Raw genomic sequence first — 17,476 nt, forward strand, 5'->3', positions numbered from 1 at the left:
CTCCTATGCGAACTGACGCTGTTCACCATCGCCATCAACATTGCTTACACAACGGCCACAGATCTCAGGGTGAGCAGGATCAGCACCTACATCATCACAGTAATGCCAACAACGCTCACATTTTTCAGCGGTTGTTGCAGCAACTTTAATGTATAAGCCATCAATTTCTGTAGCTTGCGTATCTTCTGGCTGTGCTGTCACAGTTTCAACGGTTACGCCTGACGTTAATAGTACAAAGCGCAGTTCATCACCTAATGCAGCTAATTTCGCGCTTAGCTCTTCACCTGCATAAATGTTTACGTTTGCTTGTAGAGTTGCACCAATAACTTCTTCTTTACGAGCTGCTTCTAGTACACGGTTTACTTCATCACGCACGTTAAGGATTGTTAACCAATCATCGTTGCTGAACTTACCTTGTGAAGAGGCTTGCAAGCCATCGTACCACACTGAAGTGAATACAAATTTGTCACGCTCACCTGGTAATGCTTCCCAGATTTCTTGCGCGGTGAAGCTTAAGATCGGTGCCATCCAACGCGTCATTGCTTCAGCAATATGGTAAAGCGCAGTTTGACATGAACGACGCGCGTGGCTGTCGCTTTTCGCTGTGTATTGACGATCTTTGATTACGTCTAGGTAGAACGAACCAAGCTCACCAGTACAGAAGTTCATTAGCTTTTGCGTTACAAGTAGCATTTGATACTTGTCGTAAGCCGCTAAGATTTCATCTTGAAGTTCAGCTGCACGGCCCACAATCCAACGGTCAAGCTCAACCATGTCTTCAATAGCAACTTGATCAGTTTTTGGATCAAAACCATTTAAGTTCGCAAGTAAGTAACGGCTCGTGTTACGAATACGACGATAACGGTCTGCTGAACGCTTAAAGATTTCATCAGATACAGTCATTTCAGCTGTAAAATCAGTTGATGCAACCCATAAACGTAAGATGTCAGCACCTAGTTTGTTCATCACGTTTTGTGGCGAAATTACGTTGCCTAATGATTTAGACATCTTACGGCCATTTTCATCAACCGTGAAACCATGTGTTAGCACTTGCTTATATGGCGCATGACCATTAATAGCAACCGATGTCATCATTGACGACATAAACCAACCACGGTGTTGATCAGAACCTTCTAAGTAAAGATCAGCAGGACCGGTTAAATCTTCACGTGCATCAACCACACATGCGTGAGTCACACCTGAGTCAAACCATACATCTAGCGTATCTTGTACTTTCATGTATTGCTCAGCGTCATCGCCAAGTAAGGTTGCTGGATCTAAGTCATACCAAGCTTGAATACCTGATTTTTCAACCAATTTCGCAGCTTCTTCAATTAGCTCTTCGGTATTCGGATGAAGCACACCAGTGTCTTTATCAACGAATAATGCAATTGGCACACCCCATGTACGTTGACGTGAAATACACCAATCAGGACGGCCTTCAACCATGTTTGCAATGCGGCTCTCGCCCCACTCAGGTAACCACTCAGTCTTTTTGATTTCGCTTAATGAATCTTGACGAAGGTTAGCTTGGTCCATACTTACGAACCACTGTGGCGTAGCACGGAAGATAATAGGAGTTTTATGACGCCAGCAATGTGGGTAGCTGTGCGTAAGTGCATGATGATGCAATAACGCATTGTTTTCAGTTAATACGTCAATAACGCTCGCATTCGCTTTAAATACGTGCTGACCTGCAAACATTGGTGTGTCAGGTAAGTAAACACCGTTAGCCCCAACCGGATTAGCTACTTCTAAACCATAAGCAAGACCTGCCGCGAAATCCTCTTGACCATGACCAGGTGCAGTATGAACAACACCAGTACCAGAATCAGTCGTTACGTGATCAGCAACAATCACAGGCACTGTGAAGTCATAGAATGGGTGAGCAACTTGTAAGTTCTCAAGTGCAGCGCCTTTTACATAACCGAGTACGTGGTAATGTTTAAAGCCATAACGGTCCATAGCATCTTTAACTAGCTCAGAACCTAAAATTAGACGTTGCTGTGCACCTTCATCATCAATTTGAACAAGAGCATATTCAAGCTTTTCGTGAACCGCTACTGCACGGTTAGCTGGTAATGTCCAAGGTGTTGTCGTCCAGATCACTGTACTAACTGCACCTGTACCTTCATGGCCTTCAGCAAGTTCAAACGCATTGATTACAGCATCTTGATCAGCAAACTGAAAACGCACATCGATTGCTGGAGACTGTTTATCTTGGTATTCAACTTCCGCTTCAGCAAGTGCTGAACCACAATCTGTACACCAGTGAACAGGCTTAGCACCTTTGTGTAAGTGACCATTTTTAATGATGCGACCAAGTACGCGAATTGCATTCGCTTCAAAGTCAAAGTTCATTGTTAAGTAAGGCTTGTCCCAGTCACCAAATACACCAAGACGTTTAAAGTCTGTTTTTTGACCTTCGACTTGTTTTTTTGCGTATGCGCGACATTTTTCACGGAACTCAGCAGCAGACACCTTCACGCCTGGCTTGCCTACTTTCTTTTCAACCATTAATTCAATTGGTAAACCGTGACAGTCCCAACCCGGCACGTAAGGTGCGTCGAAGTCAGACAAAGTTTTTGACTTAACAATAATATCTTTAAGAATTTTGTTTACCGAGTGGCCTAAATGGATATCACCGTTTGCATACGGAGGACCGTCATGCAAAATGAAGGTTTTTTTACCTTTTTTAGCGCTGCGAATTTGACCGTAAAGATCGTCTTCATACCATGTCTTAAGCATCTTTGGTTCACGTTGTGCCAAATTGCCGCGCATTGGAAACGCTGTTTCCGGTAAATTCAAAGTATGTTTGTAGTCGCTCATTAATCCTACTTTCCGTATCGGCTACCTAATTTAAACCAAAACACTGCTTAGCGGCGGTTACATCATCTGCAATCTGCGCCGTCAGTTGTGTTAATGTCTCGAATTTTTTCTCATCGCGAAGCTTTTTAATTAGCTCCACGTGCATAAATTGTCCGTAAATGTCTTGCGCAAAGTCGAAAAGATGAACTTCTAACAATGCGCGTGTTCCATTAAATGTGGGTTTGTTGCCAATATTTGCAACCCCATATAATTCTTTATCACCAACTTTAGCTCGTACCGCAAATACCCCATTTACAGGGCATACTTGGCGTTTTAGAGCTATGTTGGCAGTTCTGAACCCTAATTCACGACCTTTCGCCCAGCCATGAATAACACGTCCAGAAATCGCATAACCATGACCTAACATGGTTTTTGCATCTTCTAATTGCCCTGCAGCAAGCGCATGGCGAATAAGGGTACTACTAACTCTATCATTGAGTCTGCGAAAACTTGCAGTACTTTTCACATCCATGTTCAGCTCAGTGCCCATGGTTTTTAGTAATGCAAAATCACCACGACGACGTTTGCCAAAACAAAAGTCATCACCAACAGTTAATGCCTTAACGCCTAGTTTTTCAACCAGTACTTGGCTGACAAACTGTTCTGCTTCCATGTTGGCAAATTGCTGATTAAAGCTAATGCAAATCACTCGCTCCACGCCTAATTTAGCAAGCAAACTGAGCTTATCACGTAGTCGAGTTAAACGCGCGGGTGCATTATCTTTAGCAAAAAACTCTTGTGGCTGAGGCTCAAATAACATCACGGTACTTGGCAATTGATGCTTTTCTGCGTCTTGCAGCAAGCCTTTAATCACTTCTGCATGACCTAAGTGCACGCCATCAAAATTACCAATGGTCAACACACAGCCATAATGCTGCGCGCGAATATTGTGAATACCTCTAATTAACTCCATGCCACCTTTTTGCCTTTATCAGCGAGCCCAAAACATTGATATCGGGCTTGAAGCGCCGATTATAATCTTTTTTTTAGTTTGATTCAGTAGTTGCAACACTTTTTATCGTATTTAGTCGCACACCTAAAATGAATAAGGCCGCAAAGTAAACAAAAACCGCCAGCACTAATAACCCACTCAACAGCAGCACTTGTTCAGTAAAGTACCATGTTTTCCACGCAAATTGCTGGCCAACATACCACACTGCAGCAGCCATTAATAAACTTGAAAACAAACACTTAAAGGTGAAGCCAAGGCTCATCGCAGAAAACTGATAAACGCCTTCTTTACGTAGTTGATGGTACAACAAATAGGCATTACAACTGGCCGACATCGCGGTTGCTAACGCTAACCCCAAATAGCCAATAAATGGAGCTAGCATAATGTTAAACACCATATTTAACACCAGTGTTTTAATGCCTATTTTTACTGGAGTTTTAGTATCTTGACGTGAATAAAAACCTGGAGCTAACACCTTGATTAACATAAAGCTAACCAGTCCCACTGAGTAGGCCATCACACCGTAACTTACCGCTTTTACATGATCAATTTCACCGTTTTGAAACGCACCATGATCAAATAAAACCGTAATAATGAGCGGGCTTATCACCATTAAGCCAAACATGGCCGGCAAGCCTAAGAAAATTACAAACCTCACCCCCCAATCGAGGGTTAGTTGAAAATCTTTTGTGCTATTGGTGCTATGTAACTTAGACAATGCAGGCAATATGACCGTCGCGATACCGATACCGAATAAACCAAGAGGAAACTCAATTAAACGGTCAGAGTAATAAAGCCACGCGATAGAGCCGGTCATCAACATTGAGGCGATCATAGTGTCGAGTAACAGGTTTATTTGACTGATAGACACGCCAAACAAGGCTGGTAGCATGAGTTTTCGGACTTTCTTAACGTTTTCATCTTGCCAGCCCCATTTAGGGCGGCTCAACATGCGGGCACGATACAAAAATGGCAACTGGAATAATAACTGTACTAAGCCCCCTACAAACACGCCGATGGCAAGCGCGTATGCCCCCACCGAAAATTTATCGTGTAGAAAAACAGCACACGTGATAATTGATACATTTAACAGCACAGGCGTAAATGCAGCCACAGCAAAACGATTATATACGTTCATAACCGCACCACTTAAGGCAACCAGACTCACAAAAAATAAATAAGGGAAAGTCAGCTTTAACAGTGCACTAGCCAGTACGAACTTTTCTGCATTTTCGCCTCCTTGCCACCAATCGATAAACCAGCCAGTACCAAATAAGGCCGCTATCACAGGAGAGGCAACAACCCCAAACAAAGTAACAATTAATAAAATAGTACCTAGGGTACCGGCTGCTTGAGCTACAAACAGCCTCACTTTATCATCGCCTTGTTGTTCTTTTATCTCAGATAAAACCGGCACAAAAGCTTGAGCAAAGGCACCTTCGGCAAACAAACGTCTTAAAAAGTTAGGAATTCGATTGGCAAATAAAAACACATCCGCAGCAGCACTGGCACCTAGCAGATTTGCCACAACAGCATCTCGTACTAACCCTAAAATACGCGAGATCATCGTCATTGCACTAACAATCATCCCAGAACGAAATAATCCTTTTGCCACCTTAAACCCATTATCAAAAAACTTCTAAGATGGGCGATTATGCCTAAAATATCTTTAAAGCACTAGGCTCGAACCCGACCCTTTGTTACAATGGCGATATTAACTGCTAAAGCGGCAAATTGATGTTCGTTATAAGGAGCAGTTTTTCTTGAGATGTCAAAATTTCGTTGACATTCATGATAAAAACAGGCATATTCCACGGCCTTTAAATTAAGCTTATTTTAAGATTGTTAGGAGCAAACCTTGGCTAACATCAAGTCTGCAAAAAAACGCGCTATTACGAGCGAAAAAAATCGTCAACATAACGCAAGCCGTCGTTCAATGATGCGTACTTACTTCAAAAAAGTAGTTACTGCTATTGAAGCGGGCGACAAAGAAGCTGCACAAGCGGCATTCGCTGTTGCAACACCTATCCTAGACCGTTACGCAACTAAAGGTCTAATCCACAAGAACAAAGCAGCTCGTCATAAGAGCCGTTTAGCAGCTAAAATCAAAGCGCTATAATTTGTTTTTGATGAATATGAAAAAACCGGCTTTTGCCGGTTTTTTTTTATCTGTAATTTAATACCAATCCGCTTAATTAAGTAGTCTATTTTGAGGCAATAAAACCTCGTTGATAAAAAGGCAAAAATTTCGTTATTTAGTTGTTCTAAAAGAGAAATTTTTAACGCAGTTAGCGACAGGTTTAATCCCTCAAAATGATTAAGTATTATTGCGGGTTGGTATAAAAGGCTCGTGTTCTATATGCCTCATTAAAGTTGTTAACTAGACAATTTCGAGCTCTGGATAAAACTTTTTCAGCATAGCGGCAATCTTCTTAGGTGTGAAAGGTTTTACTACAAACCCTTTAGCGCCCTTCTCAATCGCTTCTTTAACGTTTTCTACTGTTGAATGGGCTGAAACCATTACTACGTTTTCTTCAGGCGAAATTTCGTTGATTTGCGAGATAATCTCTTTGCCGTCACCATCGGGTAATTCAATATCTAAAAAGATAATATTGAACTCTTTTTCTTTACATGCGCTTAAACACTGCGCGGCCGTAGAAGCCTCACGCACATTATCGATACCTAGGTGCATTAATGTTTGATTTAAAAAACTGCGAACTGTGCCTACGTCGTCCACAATAAGAATTGAAAGCTGCGTATCCATACTATTCCTCTTAAACTATGAAGATAAACACTCATTGCACTGTAGAGTGTAACGCATTTAAGCTATAAGTGATTTGAATTTGACTATTATATCAAAAACTTCGTTATAATCTCATTATAGAGACCTATGTTTAAAAGGCCAGATAAGCTTTATGTCTAATAAAATAAAAAAACAATCTTTGCTTGGTAAAACACCTGCACGAAAAAAACCAACACAAGCAAAGCGCCAAAGACCAGCCCCCCAGCAACAAGCGCGTGCACAAGCTGCGCAGCAAAGCGTTCCTGAAGTCGAACTTAAAAAAAGTAAAACACGATGGTATGCGCTAGCAGCAGTTGTATTAATTCTGCTAATTACGCCCAAACCTGTGTTAATCACTTATGAAAAGCTAGGTATGGTCTCGCAAAGTGTATTTTGGCCAGGGGTTTTTGGTTATGGTGCAAACTTATTTGATTCAACCCTCAGCCCCCGTGCAGACCTAAGCCGCAACATTATTTACCTGTGCCAGGATAAGCGCAAACCAGATACCTGCCAGAAGTATCGCGTGACAGAGCAAAGTGGTTTTTTTGCTGCCATGAAAAAGCTAATAATGGATTAAAAAATCTAATCCGAAAATTTAAAATTACTTGGTTGAAAGCTGTGTAAAAGATCACCATAATGGCGCTCCTTTTTCAACACAGACACGATCAGATACGACCATGCTAAACGAGCTAGATTGGCTTTTAAACTTAACGTTACTTGCACTAGGACTAGGTGCATTTTTTATTAACCAGCTTACATTACTGCGTTTTGCAGCGATTAGCGCGTGTAGTTTATTATTTTTATCGTTTAGTTTAGATCTGATGTCATCAAGCGTTATCTCAAATATGAGCTTGGTGTTGATCAACACATTTTATTTATTCAAGGTCTACACATTTGGCCAATTGAATATCAATCAAGGTTAATCTTCTCCTAAGATAAATTGATAGAATAGGCTATCCCATCTATCAGCTTTTATGCCCAAGCAGTCCTCTGCTTGGGCTTTTTTTTACTTACAAAATGATTGAACTGAGATACCATTAATGGCGTATATAAATAATTTGGAGGTACCTTATGTCATTAAACGACTTCGACTTATTTCTCTCATCAATGGAAGACGTAAAACCTCTTAAGCATGACACTGTTCAATTTGATTCTACGAAACAGGGCCCTTCTTTAGCGCAACAAGAAAAACGTAAAGCAGCTGAGTGTGATTTAGCAATTGATGAAAACTATTTACGTACTGAATTCGTTGAGCTATTAGATCCTCATGCCATATTGGCATTTAAAAAAGATGGCGTACAAGGCCAAGTATATAAAAACCTGCGCTTAGCTAAATATCAACTCGATGCCACGCTTGATTTGCATGGCCAGCCTCTTCAACGAGCGCGCAGTACGCTTTTTAATTTTATTGATGACTGCCATAAACGAAATATTCGTGTCGTACTAATTCGCCATGGTATTGGTATCAAAAATAAATCACAGCCGGGTATTTTAAAGAGCTATACCAATAAGTGGCTGCAAGAAATTCCAGCGGTTTTAGCCTTTCATAGCGCCCTTAAGCATCATGGTAGTAGCGGTGCGACGTATGTGATGATTAAAAAGTCAGACGAGAAGAAACACGAGAACAGAGAAATCCATTCAAAAAGAAGTTAATAGAATAAGTGATTGAAGTGCAGCATAAAAACATGCTGCACATATTAACTGTGATTGGTTGGTTATGATTGGCTTACTTCAATAGCCTGAGCTGGCTGCTCCGACGCATTCGCTTGATTAAACCATGCTGAAACACCAAGAACGATTACTGACACTACGACTAGACTAAATTTAGCTCCACCTTGATTAGATTTCATAACGCCTCTTTTTTATTGTTGTTTTTTTATTGAGCAACAACAGAATAGCAAAGTTACAGATGTTAACAAGCTGTATATTAAACTAATTTGTAATGTGTCAATAACCTTTTGTTCTATCAACCTGATTTATTAGATTTTTACCTTCAATTAATCTTTTGACATTACCCGCAATTTGCAAAGTCACAGTCTCTAAATCTGACAATGCAGCACAGTGAGGTGTTAAGGTCACCTTTTCATGAGACCAGTAAGCATGCGACTTAGGTAAAGGCTCTTCACTGAACACATCAAGGGTAGCGCCACGTAATTGCTCACTATCAAGTGCTTCAAGCAAATCTTCATCGACAACATGCTTGCCTCTGGCAACATTAATAAGCACCGCATGATTTTGCAATTTACTTAGCAGTGATTTGTTAATGATACCCTGAGTGTGTTGGTTAAGTGGCAACAAGCACACGAGATAATCAATTTGACCAAGCATGTCATCTAATCCCTGCTGTGTGTAATAGGTACTTACTTCAGCATCGTGTTTTTCACTATTAGACCAAGCACTCACTCTAAAGCCATTTGCGAGTAAACGCTTAGCACAGGCTTTACCGAGTTCACCATAACCCAAAATACCCACATGTTGATGTGAATACGCTCGCTTTGGCTTCCAAGTACTGGCTGATTGTTTTAAATAATATTCTTTGAGTCTCAGCTTGTGTGCCAACACATGGGTCAACACGTACTCTGCCATATCATTCGCAAGATTATCATCAACAATTCTAACAACGGGGACGTGCGCCGCTATCTTCGTTAAGTCGATGCTATCAACGCCAGCCCCAAATGAAGAAACCGCTTTTAAATTTACCAGCTTAGGCCATAAATCAGCAGGGGCATTCCAAGCTAATACAAACTCCACGGCTTGGTAATCAGTGCATTCAGACCAAAGCTGCACGTCAACCTCTGGTAATAACGCTTGTAATCGGGCAATTAATTGGCTGCAATCTCGGCCAGTTACAGCTACAAGTAAAATCATTGTCTTCTCCATTTTGCCTCGTACTCGAAGCGCTCTTTAAAAAGTCACACAACTGCAACCTAACTGTCACAGCGAACTCTTACCCTAACCTCATCGCTGAATGCGTTTATGTTTGAGGTTTGTATGATCAGTGTTGATAAAGTAATAGAAGCAAATTTACCACAGTTAGAAAATTCACCAAAAGTAAAAGGCTTAGTAAAGAAAGGTTTGGGTTATTTATTACACGAGCAAGAGTTTGTTGCCTTTGGTGATGCATACCCACACTTACAAGGACTTGAGTTTGTAGAGCAAGTACTTGATGAGCTAGACTTTGACACGCGCTACAAGCCAAAGCAGATGGAACATATTCCTAGTGAAGGTAATGTCGTTATTGTCGCTAACCACCCTATCGGTTCTCTTGATGCATTAGCGCTAATAAAAGTCTTATCAAGTGTTCGCCCTGACTTAAAAGTCGTTGCAAACCGCATGCTGATGTCAATCACTCCGATGCACTCGTTACTCCTTCCCGTTGACAACCTCTCTGGTACAAGCAAAAAGAAAGAGCTTGCTAATATCCAACAGCATTTAAAATCAGACGGTGCGTTATTAATCTTTCCTGCAGGTGAGGTGTCACGTTTAAGTCCAACGGGCATTAAAGACTGTAAATGGAATACTGGCTTTTTACGTATGGCGAAAAAGGCCAACGCACCTATTTTGCCTATTTACATCAAAGCGAAAAACAGCCCATTATTCTACGGCACCTCAATGATCTACAAACCCTTAGCCAGTTTGTTGTTAGTCAAAGAGATGTTTAAACAACGACAAAAATCATTAGAGTTTGAAATTGGCGCGTCCATCCCACCTGAGTCATATTTAATCGAGAATTTAAAAGACAAAGAAATAGCTCAGCTGATAAGAAAGCAGTTGTATCGACTTATCACTAAAAAGCCTCTGCCGTTAAAATCACAAACCCCTATTGCCAGTCCAGAAGCAACGAAAGACCTAAAAAAAGCCATTGAAGAGTGTGAGTTATTGGGAGAAACCTCTGATGGTATGAAAATTTACTTATATCAATACTGTGGTAGCTCACCGATTTTTCGTGAATTGGGACGACTACGTGAAATTGCGTTTCGGGCAGTCGGTGAAGGCAGTGGCAAACGCCGAGATATAGATAAATACGACATGGATTATCAACACCTTGTACTGTGGGATGCTAAGCAACTTGAACTAGTCGGCGCATACCGACTTGCCTGCGCACAAGACATTATAGAAAAACATGGCCGTAAAGGTTTATATACCGATAGCCTATTTAGCTACAGCAATGATATGACGCCGTATTTTGAAAAGGGCATTGAGCTTGGTCGCAGCTTTGTGCAACCCAAGTACTGGGGCAGAAAGAGCTTAGATTATTTATGGTTCGGCATTGGCGCATTTGTGAACCGCTACCCGCAATACCGCTATTTGTTTGGCGCAGTTAGCGTATCTAACGCACTCCCCGAGCAAGCTAAATCACTACTCGTTCATTATTACCAGCATTATTATGGTGCTAAACAAGTGTTAGCTATCCCCAATAATGAATATCGCCATACCGAATCACAAAAAGAACAATGTGCTCAGCTATTTGCTGGGGATGATATTAAAGAAGACTTTGTTGAACTTAAGCATGTACTTGCCAATATCGGCGCGCAAGTCCCAACCCTATTTAAACAATACACCGAGCTTTGCGAACCTGGTGGCGTACAATTTTTAAGTTTTAGCATCGACCCTGAGTTTAATAACTGCATCGATGGTTTAGTGCTTGTCGACCTAGATAAAGTGAAAGCGAGTAAAGCCAAACGATACTTAGGGCAGACACGCGAATAGTCGTTATAAAATAGCTAAAAGAAAAGTCGGTACGCTCGCCGGCTTTTTCTTTTTAATTAAAGATATTTCTAAGTGCAGCTAGATATATTTGCTCAATAGTTTTTAAATCTGCGATAGGAACATGCTCATTAACTTGGTGAATGGTATGGTTTCGCACTCCACATTCAATCACTTGCGTGTGCTCATTAGCAAAAAAGCGACCATCTGATGTGCCACCACTAGTACTAAGCATAGGGAAGCTGCCAGTTACTTCATGCACGGCTTGTTCAAGCTGCTGCAATAAGCAATTGCTTGCTTGATGCAGGGTATAAAATGATTCACACGGGCGTTCCCAAACAAGCGTTAGCTGTGATGCTAGATCTGCCAATGCAAACTGAATTTCTTCTTTAACGTCTTTACTTTTGTAGCCATGACTATAACGTACGTTAAACGTGAGCTCACATTGAGCAGGAACAAGATTATCGACCACATTGGCAATATTAATTCCGGTCACTTGCAGTGTTGTAGCCGAACTAGCTTCATCTTTGTGCCAACTAATTGCCGTTAGGCGCTTCACAACCTCTGCACTTAAATGCGCTGCGTTTATAGTGTTTGCTGGATAGGCAACATGCCCAGCTTTACCTTGAATAGATAATCGAGCAGACAAAGCGCCTCTTCTGCCATTTTTAATGGTATCACCCACATGCAAATGACTCGTCGGCTCGCCTACTAAGCAACCATCTAGCACAACACCTTGTTTTGCTAACCGCTCAGCAATCAGTAAAGAGCCGTATTCAGCCTCGCCCTCTTCATCTGAGGTAATTAACCAGTAAAATGTGCCGCGTTTATTGCTATTTTGCGCTAAAAAGCGTTTTGTTGCGCAAAGCATAGCAGCAACGCCGCCTTTCATGTCTGCTGCGCCACGGCCATAGATATTGCCATCAACTATCTCACCACTAAAAGGATCAACTCGCCAATCACCTTCTGCAGCAGGGACCACATCAATATGACCAGAAAAAGCAACGATAGGGCCATCACCAAAGGTGATTTTAGCAATTAAATTAGTAACATGATTAAAGCTAAATACTTCACAGTCAAAGCCGAGCTGGCTTAAATTACTTTCAAGCCAATCAATTGCACCAGCTTGAGCAGGCGTTACCGATTTAAATCGGATCAAGGTTTGTAATGTTTCTACCACATCTGATTGCACCGAGAAGTGCGTTGCTAACTCTGCATTTGATATCAAACTCATAATAACCCTAGTCAGTTAGAAACCTTAGGTTATTACAACGAGAGATTATGACCGCAGTGTGAAACTTAAATTAATGATTTCCTTCTTCAATGAGGGTTTCTTGGGTTACCTTGGCAATATCTTTGTCTTCTTTGGTTAATTGTGTTCGCTGCCAACGACCAGCTGCGAACCAAAGATAAGTAATAATAGCCACAAGTACATTAGTAATAGCAAACGAATACCATATGCCCTGTGGTCCAAGTGAAGTATGCTTTGACAAAATATACGCGGTAGGAAATTGAATAACGCATTGCGAAAGCAGTGACACAACCATAGCATTGAGCATGTTTCCTGAAGCCCTAAATGCAGCAACCACACAAAGCTGCACGCCTATTCCGCCCCAAGTTAAACACATAACGCGAATGAACTCTGCGCCACCAGCAATCACAGACTCATCATCAGGAATGAAAAAAGCCACAAAGTATTCAGCAAACAGATAAGCAACAACGCCCACTAATGTTAGGCCTAGTAATCCCCAAAGCGAGGCTAAACGTGTTATTTGTGCTGCACGCTGTGGATTTCTTGCCCCCATGTTTTGACCAACCAAGGTTGAAGCAGCCATTGAAAGACCCATTGCAGGGATCATCACCATTTGTAAAATATTAGAACCAACACCATAAGAGGCAATGGTGTGCGTACCAAAGCTGGCAACCAAAAACGACATAATGATTAAGCCAAAGGCTCTCGCAGAAAGTTCAACCGAGCCAGGAGCCCCTAAAAAGAAGGCTTGTTTCATATATTGCCAGTCTGGTTTAAAGCTAGAGAGTTTAAGTTGGATGCCGTGGCGGCCTCGCAAAAACACCCATACCCCGATTGCAGCCGCTAAGCTTTGCGTGATTAGTGTGGCTAGTGCAGCCCCCATTACGCCAAATCCAGCAAAGTCACCAAAACCAAAAATCAGTAAAGGGTCGAGCACAAAATTGATTAATACAGTAGCGCTTACAATATAAAGCGGTACCTTGGTTTGCCCTATGCCACGCATTAAGGCTTGAAACATGGCATAAATAAATACAAACACAACGCCAATAAAAGATACATGCATAAATTTAAGCGCATCACCAAACACTTGATCTTCAACACCTAATAAAGTCAAAAAGTAAGGAGAAAGCACATAGCCAATTAAACCAAGTATGGTTGCGGTAATTGTCACCATTAACATAGTTTGGGCAGCAACATGGTTTACCTTATCTTGCTGACCAGCTCCCATGTATTGAGCGGATAAAATAGCGCCCGCCATTGCCAAACCAGAGCCAATAGCAATCACCAAAAAGGTAACGGGCATACTGACAGAAACGGCAGCCACTTGTTCTGCCCCTAAGCGCCCTACCCAAAATGCATCGGTCAACTGATAAGCAGACTGCAAAATATTGATTAAGATGATCGGGATACCTAATTTAAGTAACGCTTTTGAAATCGAGCCATGAAGAAATAAGTGCTGCGGATCAGCCATGAAAAACACCTAATTAAGCAAATAACCCTGTTAGTTTACCAGCCGCAACTGAATATAGAGTCAATAAGAGTCAATCTTTTTTTTGCTGTACCTGTTTAAAAACTTAATCTAAATCAATAAATGGCTTCACTTAGTTCAAACATTTTTGAAACTTTGATCTAGAACAGGTTTTGTCCGCTTCAAGTTAGTAATAATAGCCTCAACCAAATAAGACAAGTAGTTCGCGGAGAACAACATGAAAACTAAATTAAGCATTGCATTACTTACTTCACTATTAGCACTCTCTCCTGTTGCAAACGCAAACTTAAGCGTGAACGTAGGTGCAATTAATGTAAACCCTGATAACGACAGCTCAAAAATCAATGAAGCACCAACATTAGGTCTACGTGCAGATGATGATACTCAGCTAGGTATTACTGTAGATTATGCGCTTGATGACAATTGGGTAATTGAATTAGTAGCAGCAACACCTTTTAGTCATGATGTTCAAGGTGCAGGTGGTTTAGCAGGTAACAAAATTGCGAAAATCAAACATTTACCACCAACACTTTTAGCGCAATACCACTTCTTAGACTCAACTTATAAGTTCCGTCCATTTGTGGGTGTAGGCGTAAACTATACTGTTTTCTTTGATGAAGAGCCTTCAGCTGCACTAAAAGCAACACTAGGCACTGACGATGTAGAAGTTAAACTAGATGACTCATTTGGCTTTGCAGCTCAAGCTGGTTTTAACTACATGATGAGTGAAAACTGGGGCCTTCATGGCATGGTTTCACTAATCGACATCGATACAGATGCAACTGTTTATGCTGACGGCGCAAAAGCACTAACTTCAACTGTAGAAATCGACCCAGTTGTTGCTATGTTCGGTGTTAAATACAAATTCTAACTTTCATTTTGTGAAAGCCCATACGCACAAAAAGGCCATTTATTGGCCTTTTTTATTTCCATTCATTTCCTAATACCAAATTGCTATTTGTCTAAATTTTAAGACAAATTCTGCTAACCAATAAATTTGAACTACACTTAAAACTTAAGCTACACCTTTATCATTGGTTATTGAGCCACCAGTACAAAATATCATCGAAACTATGCCCAAGAGCATGCAATATCTGAATTTTCAGAGCTGGTCAATTGTTGTCCCTATTAGCCAGCAATTATAAAATAACCATAATAATTTTGACGTATAGAATGTAAATTGTGTGATAACGAGGGGCGTTAGTTGAAAATATTTTTTAATTCTTTAGTTCTGCTTACGTGTCTTAATTTAACTGCATGTAAAGTAAAAGACCCGAACGAAGATAAACCAGATGAGCAAACGCAGGTCGCAATCAGCGATCGCGAAAAGCTGCTTGCTGGTAGTGCAAATATTTCTTTTACGATCACCGATGAAAATCAAACACCTCTAAGCAATATCAGTGTTACCTTAGCTGGGCAAAGCTATCAGTCTGATAGCGATGGTACTATAAGTGTTAGTAACCTTGCTTATGGCAATCATGCGATTATGGTTGAGCAAACGGGATTTTTTCCGCGTGCAAGTATTGTCGTTAATCAACCAGACTCATCGACAACTACAGTCCAACTCCAAACTAAAGCTTCGAGCAGTAAAAGCCTCTTATTTGCTGGAGATACCATGTTTGGCCGTCGTTATTTAGATCCCAATTTAAAAACCATGGGCACGTCTATTCCCGATGTAACTGATGCCTTGATCCATCCAGATACAGCCGGGCCAGACAGCATTGCAATTACTGCGGATGTCGCAGCCCTATTTGAAAATGCTGACTTTGCATCAGTTAACCTAGAATCGCCAGTGACGACTAATCCAGCAACCGTCCATCCAACCAAAGAGTTCAGCTTTTTTAGTCTACCAGACTCACTGCAAGGGCTAACCGAGATAGGCATAGATTATGTTGGTCTTGGTAATAACCATATCTACGATTACTTGCAATCCGGCTTAGAAGATACCCTTATTGAAGTAAGCAATGCTGGCTTACTACATAGCGGTGCAGGACTTGATGAAACCCAAGCAATGACCACAGTGAGTAAAACACTTGAAGATGTAACGCTCGTGCTTTTTGCCGCCACTTCAATCACAGGGACAGAACACGAATACAGCTACATTGCTGATACTGAAAAAGGCGGGGCTGCAAATTTAACCAACACGGATACAGTTAAATCTTCACTAGAAGAACAGGATTCTTCACAATTTATCATTGCCCAAATGCACGGAGGTGATGAATACACCTATTCTCCTTCAAGCTATATTGGCAGCCGGTTTGAAGCATTATCAAAGCAAAATACAGATCTCCTTATTGCTCACCACCCCCATGTAGCGCAAGGCTTTGCTGTCTATAACGATATTCCTGCTGTACTCGGTCTTGGTAATTTCGTATTTGACCAACCTCGCCTTGATACCTTACTCGGTGTTGCTGTGATGATCGATTTAAACACAGAAACGCAAACCGTCAACCGGGCTTTTGCTTATCCTATTTTTGTTGAAGATTATAAACCACGCTTTACAACAGGTTTTTTAACTCACTACTTATTAAGACGCCTTGCTGAGTTTTCTGATGACAATATCACTTTAATTCCTCGTGATAATTATGGTGAAGTCTATTTTAGTCAAAATCAGGCAACAAAGAGCACGACAGACGTCACTATTGAGGTAAATAGCAATAGTGACATTATTGACTTGCGACAATACGCCCCTTCATCAGCCGCATTCGTATCTGAGATCGAAGTAACCAGTGGCGAACTCAGTAGTATGGTCTTTGGCCGCGACATAATGGTGTTTGGTGATTTTGAAGATTGGGATAACGACAGCGAGGCGTTTGAAGTAAGCCGCTGGGATCACACCAGTGACAGCGTTTTTCCATGTACAGACCAACCTTATGGTGGCATTCAAGCACTTTGCTCAAGTCGTGACGAGTTCGATAATACGCCATCGATAATACCGTTTAGACATACAATGCGAGTGATGGAATTAACAGATGAAAATGGCGATCCACTTCTGAGTAAAGACTTCTCATTTTATGGTTATTTACAATCAGAAAATGGTGGAAAAATTGATGCTCTATTAAGTTATACAACCGAAATAGACGATCTTACTTTTTCACAACATAAAATAGATGTAAGTGAAGGCGGTGACCAAGCATGGCATGCATTTAGTCATGACTTTAGTTTACCGTCAGATGAGTTCACTTTAGGACCAAAAGAACTTCCACCAAGAGGTGTGAAACTGCAATTTAGACATTATGCACCAAGTACAGGTGAAGCAATCTCTCGCTTAGATAATGTTGCACTAATTAGCTGGCAAGATGCTATCAGCTTAGATAATGGACTATGGCAAACCGAGAAAATGCACGGTTTTGACTTTTTAAAAATCTCAGCAAGTGATGATACGAGTGTAAAAATTACGTTCACATTACTTGATTAAGGAGGAGA

General features: G+C 41.1%; 15 protein-coding genes. 7 read left to right on the plus strand and 8 right to left on the minus strand.

Translation table 11 applies throughout. From position 1 onward, the window contains the following. Positions 1-3: 3 nt before the first annotated feature. The 3 genes from ileS to murJ form a co-directional block, all read right to left on the minus strand. Positions 4-2,829, minus strand: coding sequence for an isoleucine--tRNA ligase (ileS, locus tag J8Z28_RS12030; RefSeq protein WP_250659494.1), 2,826 nt, complete (start codon positions 2,827-2,829; stop codon positions 4-6). 25 nt (positions 2,830-2,854) lie between these two features. Next, positions 2,855-3,781 carry a bifunctional riboflavin kinase/FAD synthetase gene (gene ribF, locus J8Z28_RS12035; protein ID WP_054561912.1) on the minus strand — a complete coding sequence of 309 codons (927 nt, stop codon included), beginning with the start codon at positions 3,779-3,781 and terminating at the stop codon, positions 2,855-2,857. Between the two features lie 73 nt (positions 3,782-3,854). After that, positions 3,855-5,435, minus strand: a complete 1,581-nt coding sequence (murJ, locus tag J8Z28_RS12040) for a murein biosynthesis integral membrane protein MurJ (RefSeq protein ID WP_268795220.1) — start codon at positions 5,433-5,435, stop codon at positions 3,855-3,857. 243 nt (positions 5,436-5,678) lie between these two features. Here murJ and rpsT point away from each other — a divergent pair, with 243 nt between their 5' ends. Further along, positions 5,679-5,939 (plus strand): 30S ribosomal protein S20, encoded by a 261-nt coding sequence (gene rpsT, locus J8Z28_RS12045; protein WP_054561913.1) that lies wholly within the window; start codon positions 5,679-5,681, stop codon positions 5,937-5,939. A gap of 261 nt (positions 5,940-6,200) precedes the next feature. Here rpsT and J8Z28_RS12050 read toward each other — a convergent pair whose 3' ends face one another. Further along, positions 6,201-6,584 (minus strand): response regulator, encoded by a 384-nt coding sequence (locus J8Z28_RS12050; protein ID WP_250659495.1) that lies wholly within the window; start codon positions 6,582-6,584, stop codon positions 6,201-6,203. Between the two features lie 151 nt (positions 6,585-6,735). Between J8Z28_RS12050 and J8Z28_RS12055 the strand changes: the two genes are divergently transcribed. From J8Z28_RS12055 to smrA, 3 genes are all read left to right on the plus strand, one after another. Continuing rightward, a complete protein-coding gene (locus J8Z28_RS12055; protein ID WP_054561915.1) occupies positions 6,736-7,179 on the plus strand; it encodes a hypothetical protein in 444 nt (147 codons plus the stop codon). Positions 7,180-7,279: 100 nt separating this feature from the next. Further along, positions 7,280-7,525, plus strand: a complete 246-nt coding sequence (locus J8Z28_RS12060; RefSeq protein ID WP_054551958.1) for a hypothetical protein — start codon at positions 7,280-7,282, stop codon at positions 7,523-7,525. 148 nt (positions 7,526-7,673) lie between these two features. After that, positions 7,674-8,255, plus strand: a complete 582-nt coding sequence (smrA, locus tag J8Z28_RS12065) for a DNA endonuclease SmrA (protein WP_250659496.1) — start codon at positions 7,674-7,676, stop codon at positions 8,253-8,255. Positions 8,256-8,317: 62 nt separating this feature from the next. Here smrA and J8Z28_RS21855 read toward each other — a convergent pair whose 3' ends face one another. After that, positions 8,318-8,452 carry a hypothetical protein gene (locus J8Z28_RS21855; RefSeq protein ID WP_258535966.1) on the minus strand — a complete coding sequence of 45 codons (135 nt, stop codon included), beginning with the start codon at positions 8,450-8,452 and terminating at the stop codon, positions 8,318-8,320. 97 nt (positions 8,453-8,549) lie between these two features. Beyond that, on the minus strand, positions 8,550-9,470 hold the full coding sequence (locus J8Z28_RS12070; protein ID WP_054561917.1) for a 2-hydroxyacid dehydrogenase: 921 nt from the start codon (positions 9,468-9,470) through the stop codon (positions 8,550-8,552). Between the two features lie 123 nt (positions 9,471-9,593). On the opposite strand from J8Z28_RS12070, the gene olsF reads away from it, so the two are divergent. Next, positions 9,594-11,312: a bifunctional ornithine lipid synthase OlsF gene (olsF, locus tag J8Z28_RS12075; protein WP_250659497.1), complete on the plus strand. Its 1,719-nt coding sequence runs from the start codon at positions 9,594-9,596 to the stop codon at positions 11,310-11,312. A 52-nt stretch (positions 11,313-11,364) separates the two neighbouring features. Here olsF and dapE read toward each other — a convergent pair whose 3' ends face one another. Both dapE and J8Z28_RS12085 read right to left on the minus strand, forming a co-directional pair. Beyond that, positions 11,365-12,543, minus strand: coding sequence for a succinyl-diaminopimelate desuccinylase (dapE, locus tag J8Z28_RS12080; RefSeq protein WP_250659498.1), 1,179 nt, complete (start codon positions 12,541-12,543; stop codon positions 11,365-11,367). A 70-nt stretch (positions 12,544-12,613) separates the two neighbouring features. Beyond that, positions 12,614-14,032 carry an MATE family efflux transporter gene (locus tag J8Z28_RS12085; RefSeq protein WP_250659499.1) on the minus strand — a complete coding sequence of 473 codons (1,419 nt, stop codon included), beginning with the start codon at positions 14,030-14,032 and terminating at the stop codon, positions 12,614-12,616. A 235-nt stretch (positions 14,033-14,267) separates the two neighbouring features. Here J8Z28_RS12085 and J8Z28_RS12090 point away from each other — a divergent pair, with 235 nt between their 5' ends. Next, positions 14,268-14,921, plus strand: coding sequence for an OmpW/AlkL family protein (locus J8Z28_RS12090; protein ID WP_054561921.1), 654 nt, complete (start codon positions 14,268-14,270; stop codon positions 14,919-14,921). A 333-nt stretch (positions 14,922-15,254) separates the two neighbouring features. Beyond that, positions 15,255-17,468 carry a CapA family protein gene (locus J8Z28_RS12095; RefSeq protein WP_250659500.1) on the plus strand — a complete coding sequence of 738 codons (2,214 nt, stop codon included), beginning with the start codon at positions 15,255-15,257 and terminating at the stop codon, positions 17,466-17,468. Positions 17,469-17,476: the final 8 nt, after the last annotated feature.

The sequence above is a fragment of the Pseudoalteromonas sp. SCSIO 43088 genome (genome assembly GCF_023650795.1).
In the GTDB taxonomy this organism is placed as follows: Bacteria; Pseudomonadota; Gammaproteobacteria; order Enterobacterales; family Alteromonadaceae; genus Pseudoalteromonas; species Pseudoalteromonas shioyasakiensis.

Coding starts and splice junctions, on each gene's coding strand:
- J8Z28_RS12070 (WP_054561917.1), bottom strand. CDS start 9,470: ATGATTTTACTTGTAGCTGTAACTGGCCGAGATTGCAGCCAATTAATT.
- smrA (WP_250659496.1), top strand. CDS start 7,674: ATGTCATTAAACGACTTCGACTTATTTCTCTCATCAATGGAAGACGTA.
- J8Z28_RS21855 (WP_258535966.1), bottom strand. CDS start 8,452: ATGAAATCTAATCAAGGTGGAGCTAAATTTAGTCTAGTCGTAGTGTCA.
- J8Z28_RS12050 (WP_250659495.1), bottom strand. CDS start 6,584: ATGGATACGCAGCTTTCAATTCTTATTGTGGACGACGTAGGCACAGTT.
- dapE (WP_250659498.1), bottom strand. CDS start 12,543: ATGAGTTTGATATCAAATGCAGAGTTAGCAACGCACTTCTCGGTGCAA.
- ileS (WP_250659494.1), bottom strand. CDS start 2,829: ATGAGCGACTACAAACATACTTTGAATTTACCGGAAACAGCGTTTCCA.
- J8Z28_RS12055 (WP_054561915.1), top strand. CDS start 6,736: ATGTCTAATAAAATAAAAAAACAATCTTTGCTTGGTAAAACACCTGCA.
- ribF (WP_054561912.1), bottom strand. CDS start 3,781: ATGGAGTTAATTAGAGGTATTCACAATATTCGCGCGCAGCATTATGGC.
- olsF (WP_250659497.1), top strand. CDS start 9,594: ATGATCAGTGTTGATAAAGTAATAGAAGCAAATTTACCACAGTTAGAA.
- J8Z28_RS12085 (WP_250659499.1), bottom strand. CDS start 14,032: ATGGCTGATCCGCAGCACTTATTTCTTCATGGCTCGATTTCAAAAGCG.
- J8Z28_RS12090 (WP_054561921.1), top strand. CDS start 14,268: ATGAAAACTAAATTAAGCATTGCATTACTTACTTCACTATTAGCACTC.
- J8Z28_RS12060 (WP_054551958.1), top strand. CDS start 7,280: ATGCTAAACGAGCTAGATTGGCTTTTAAACTTAACGTTACTTGCACTA.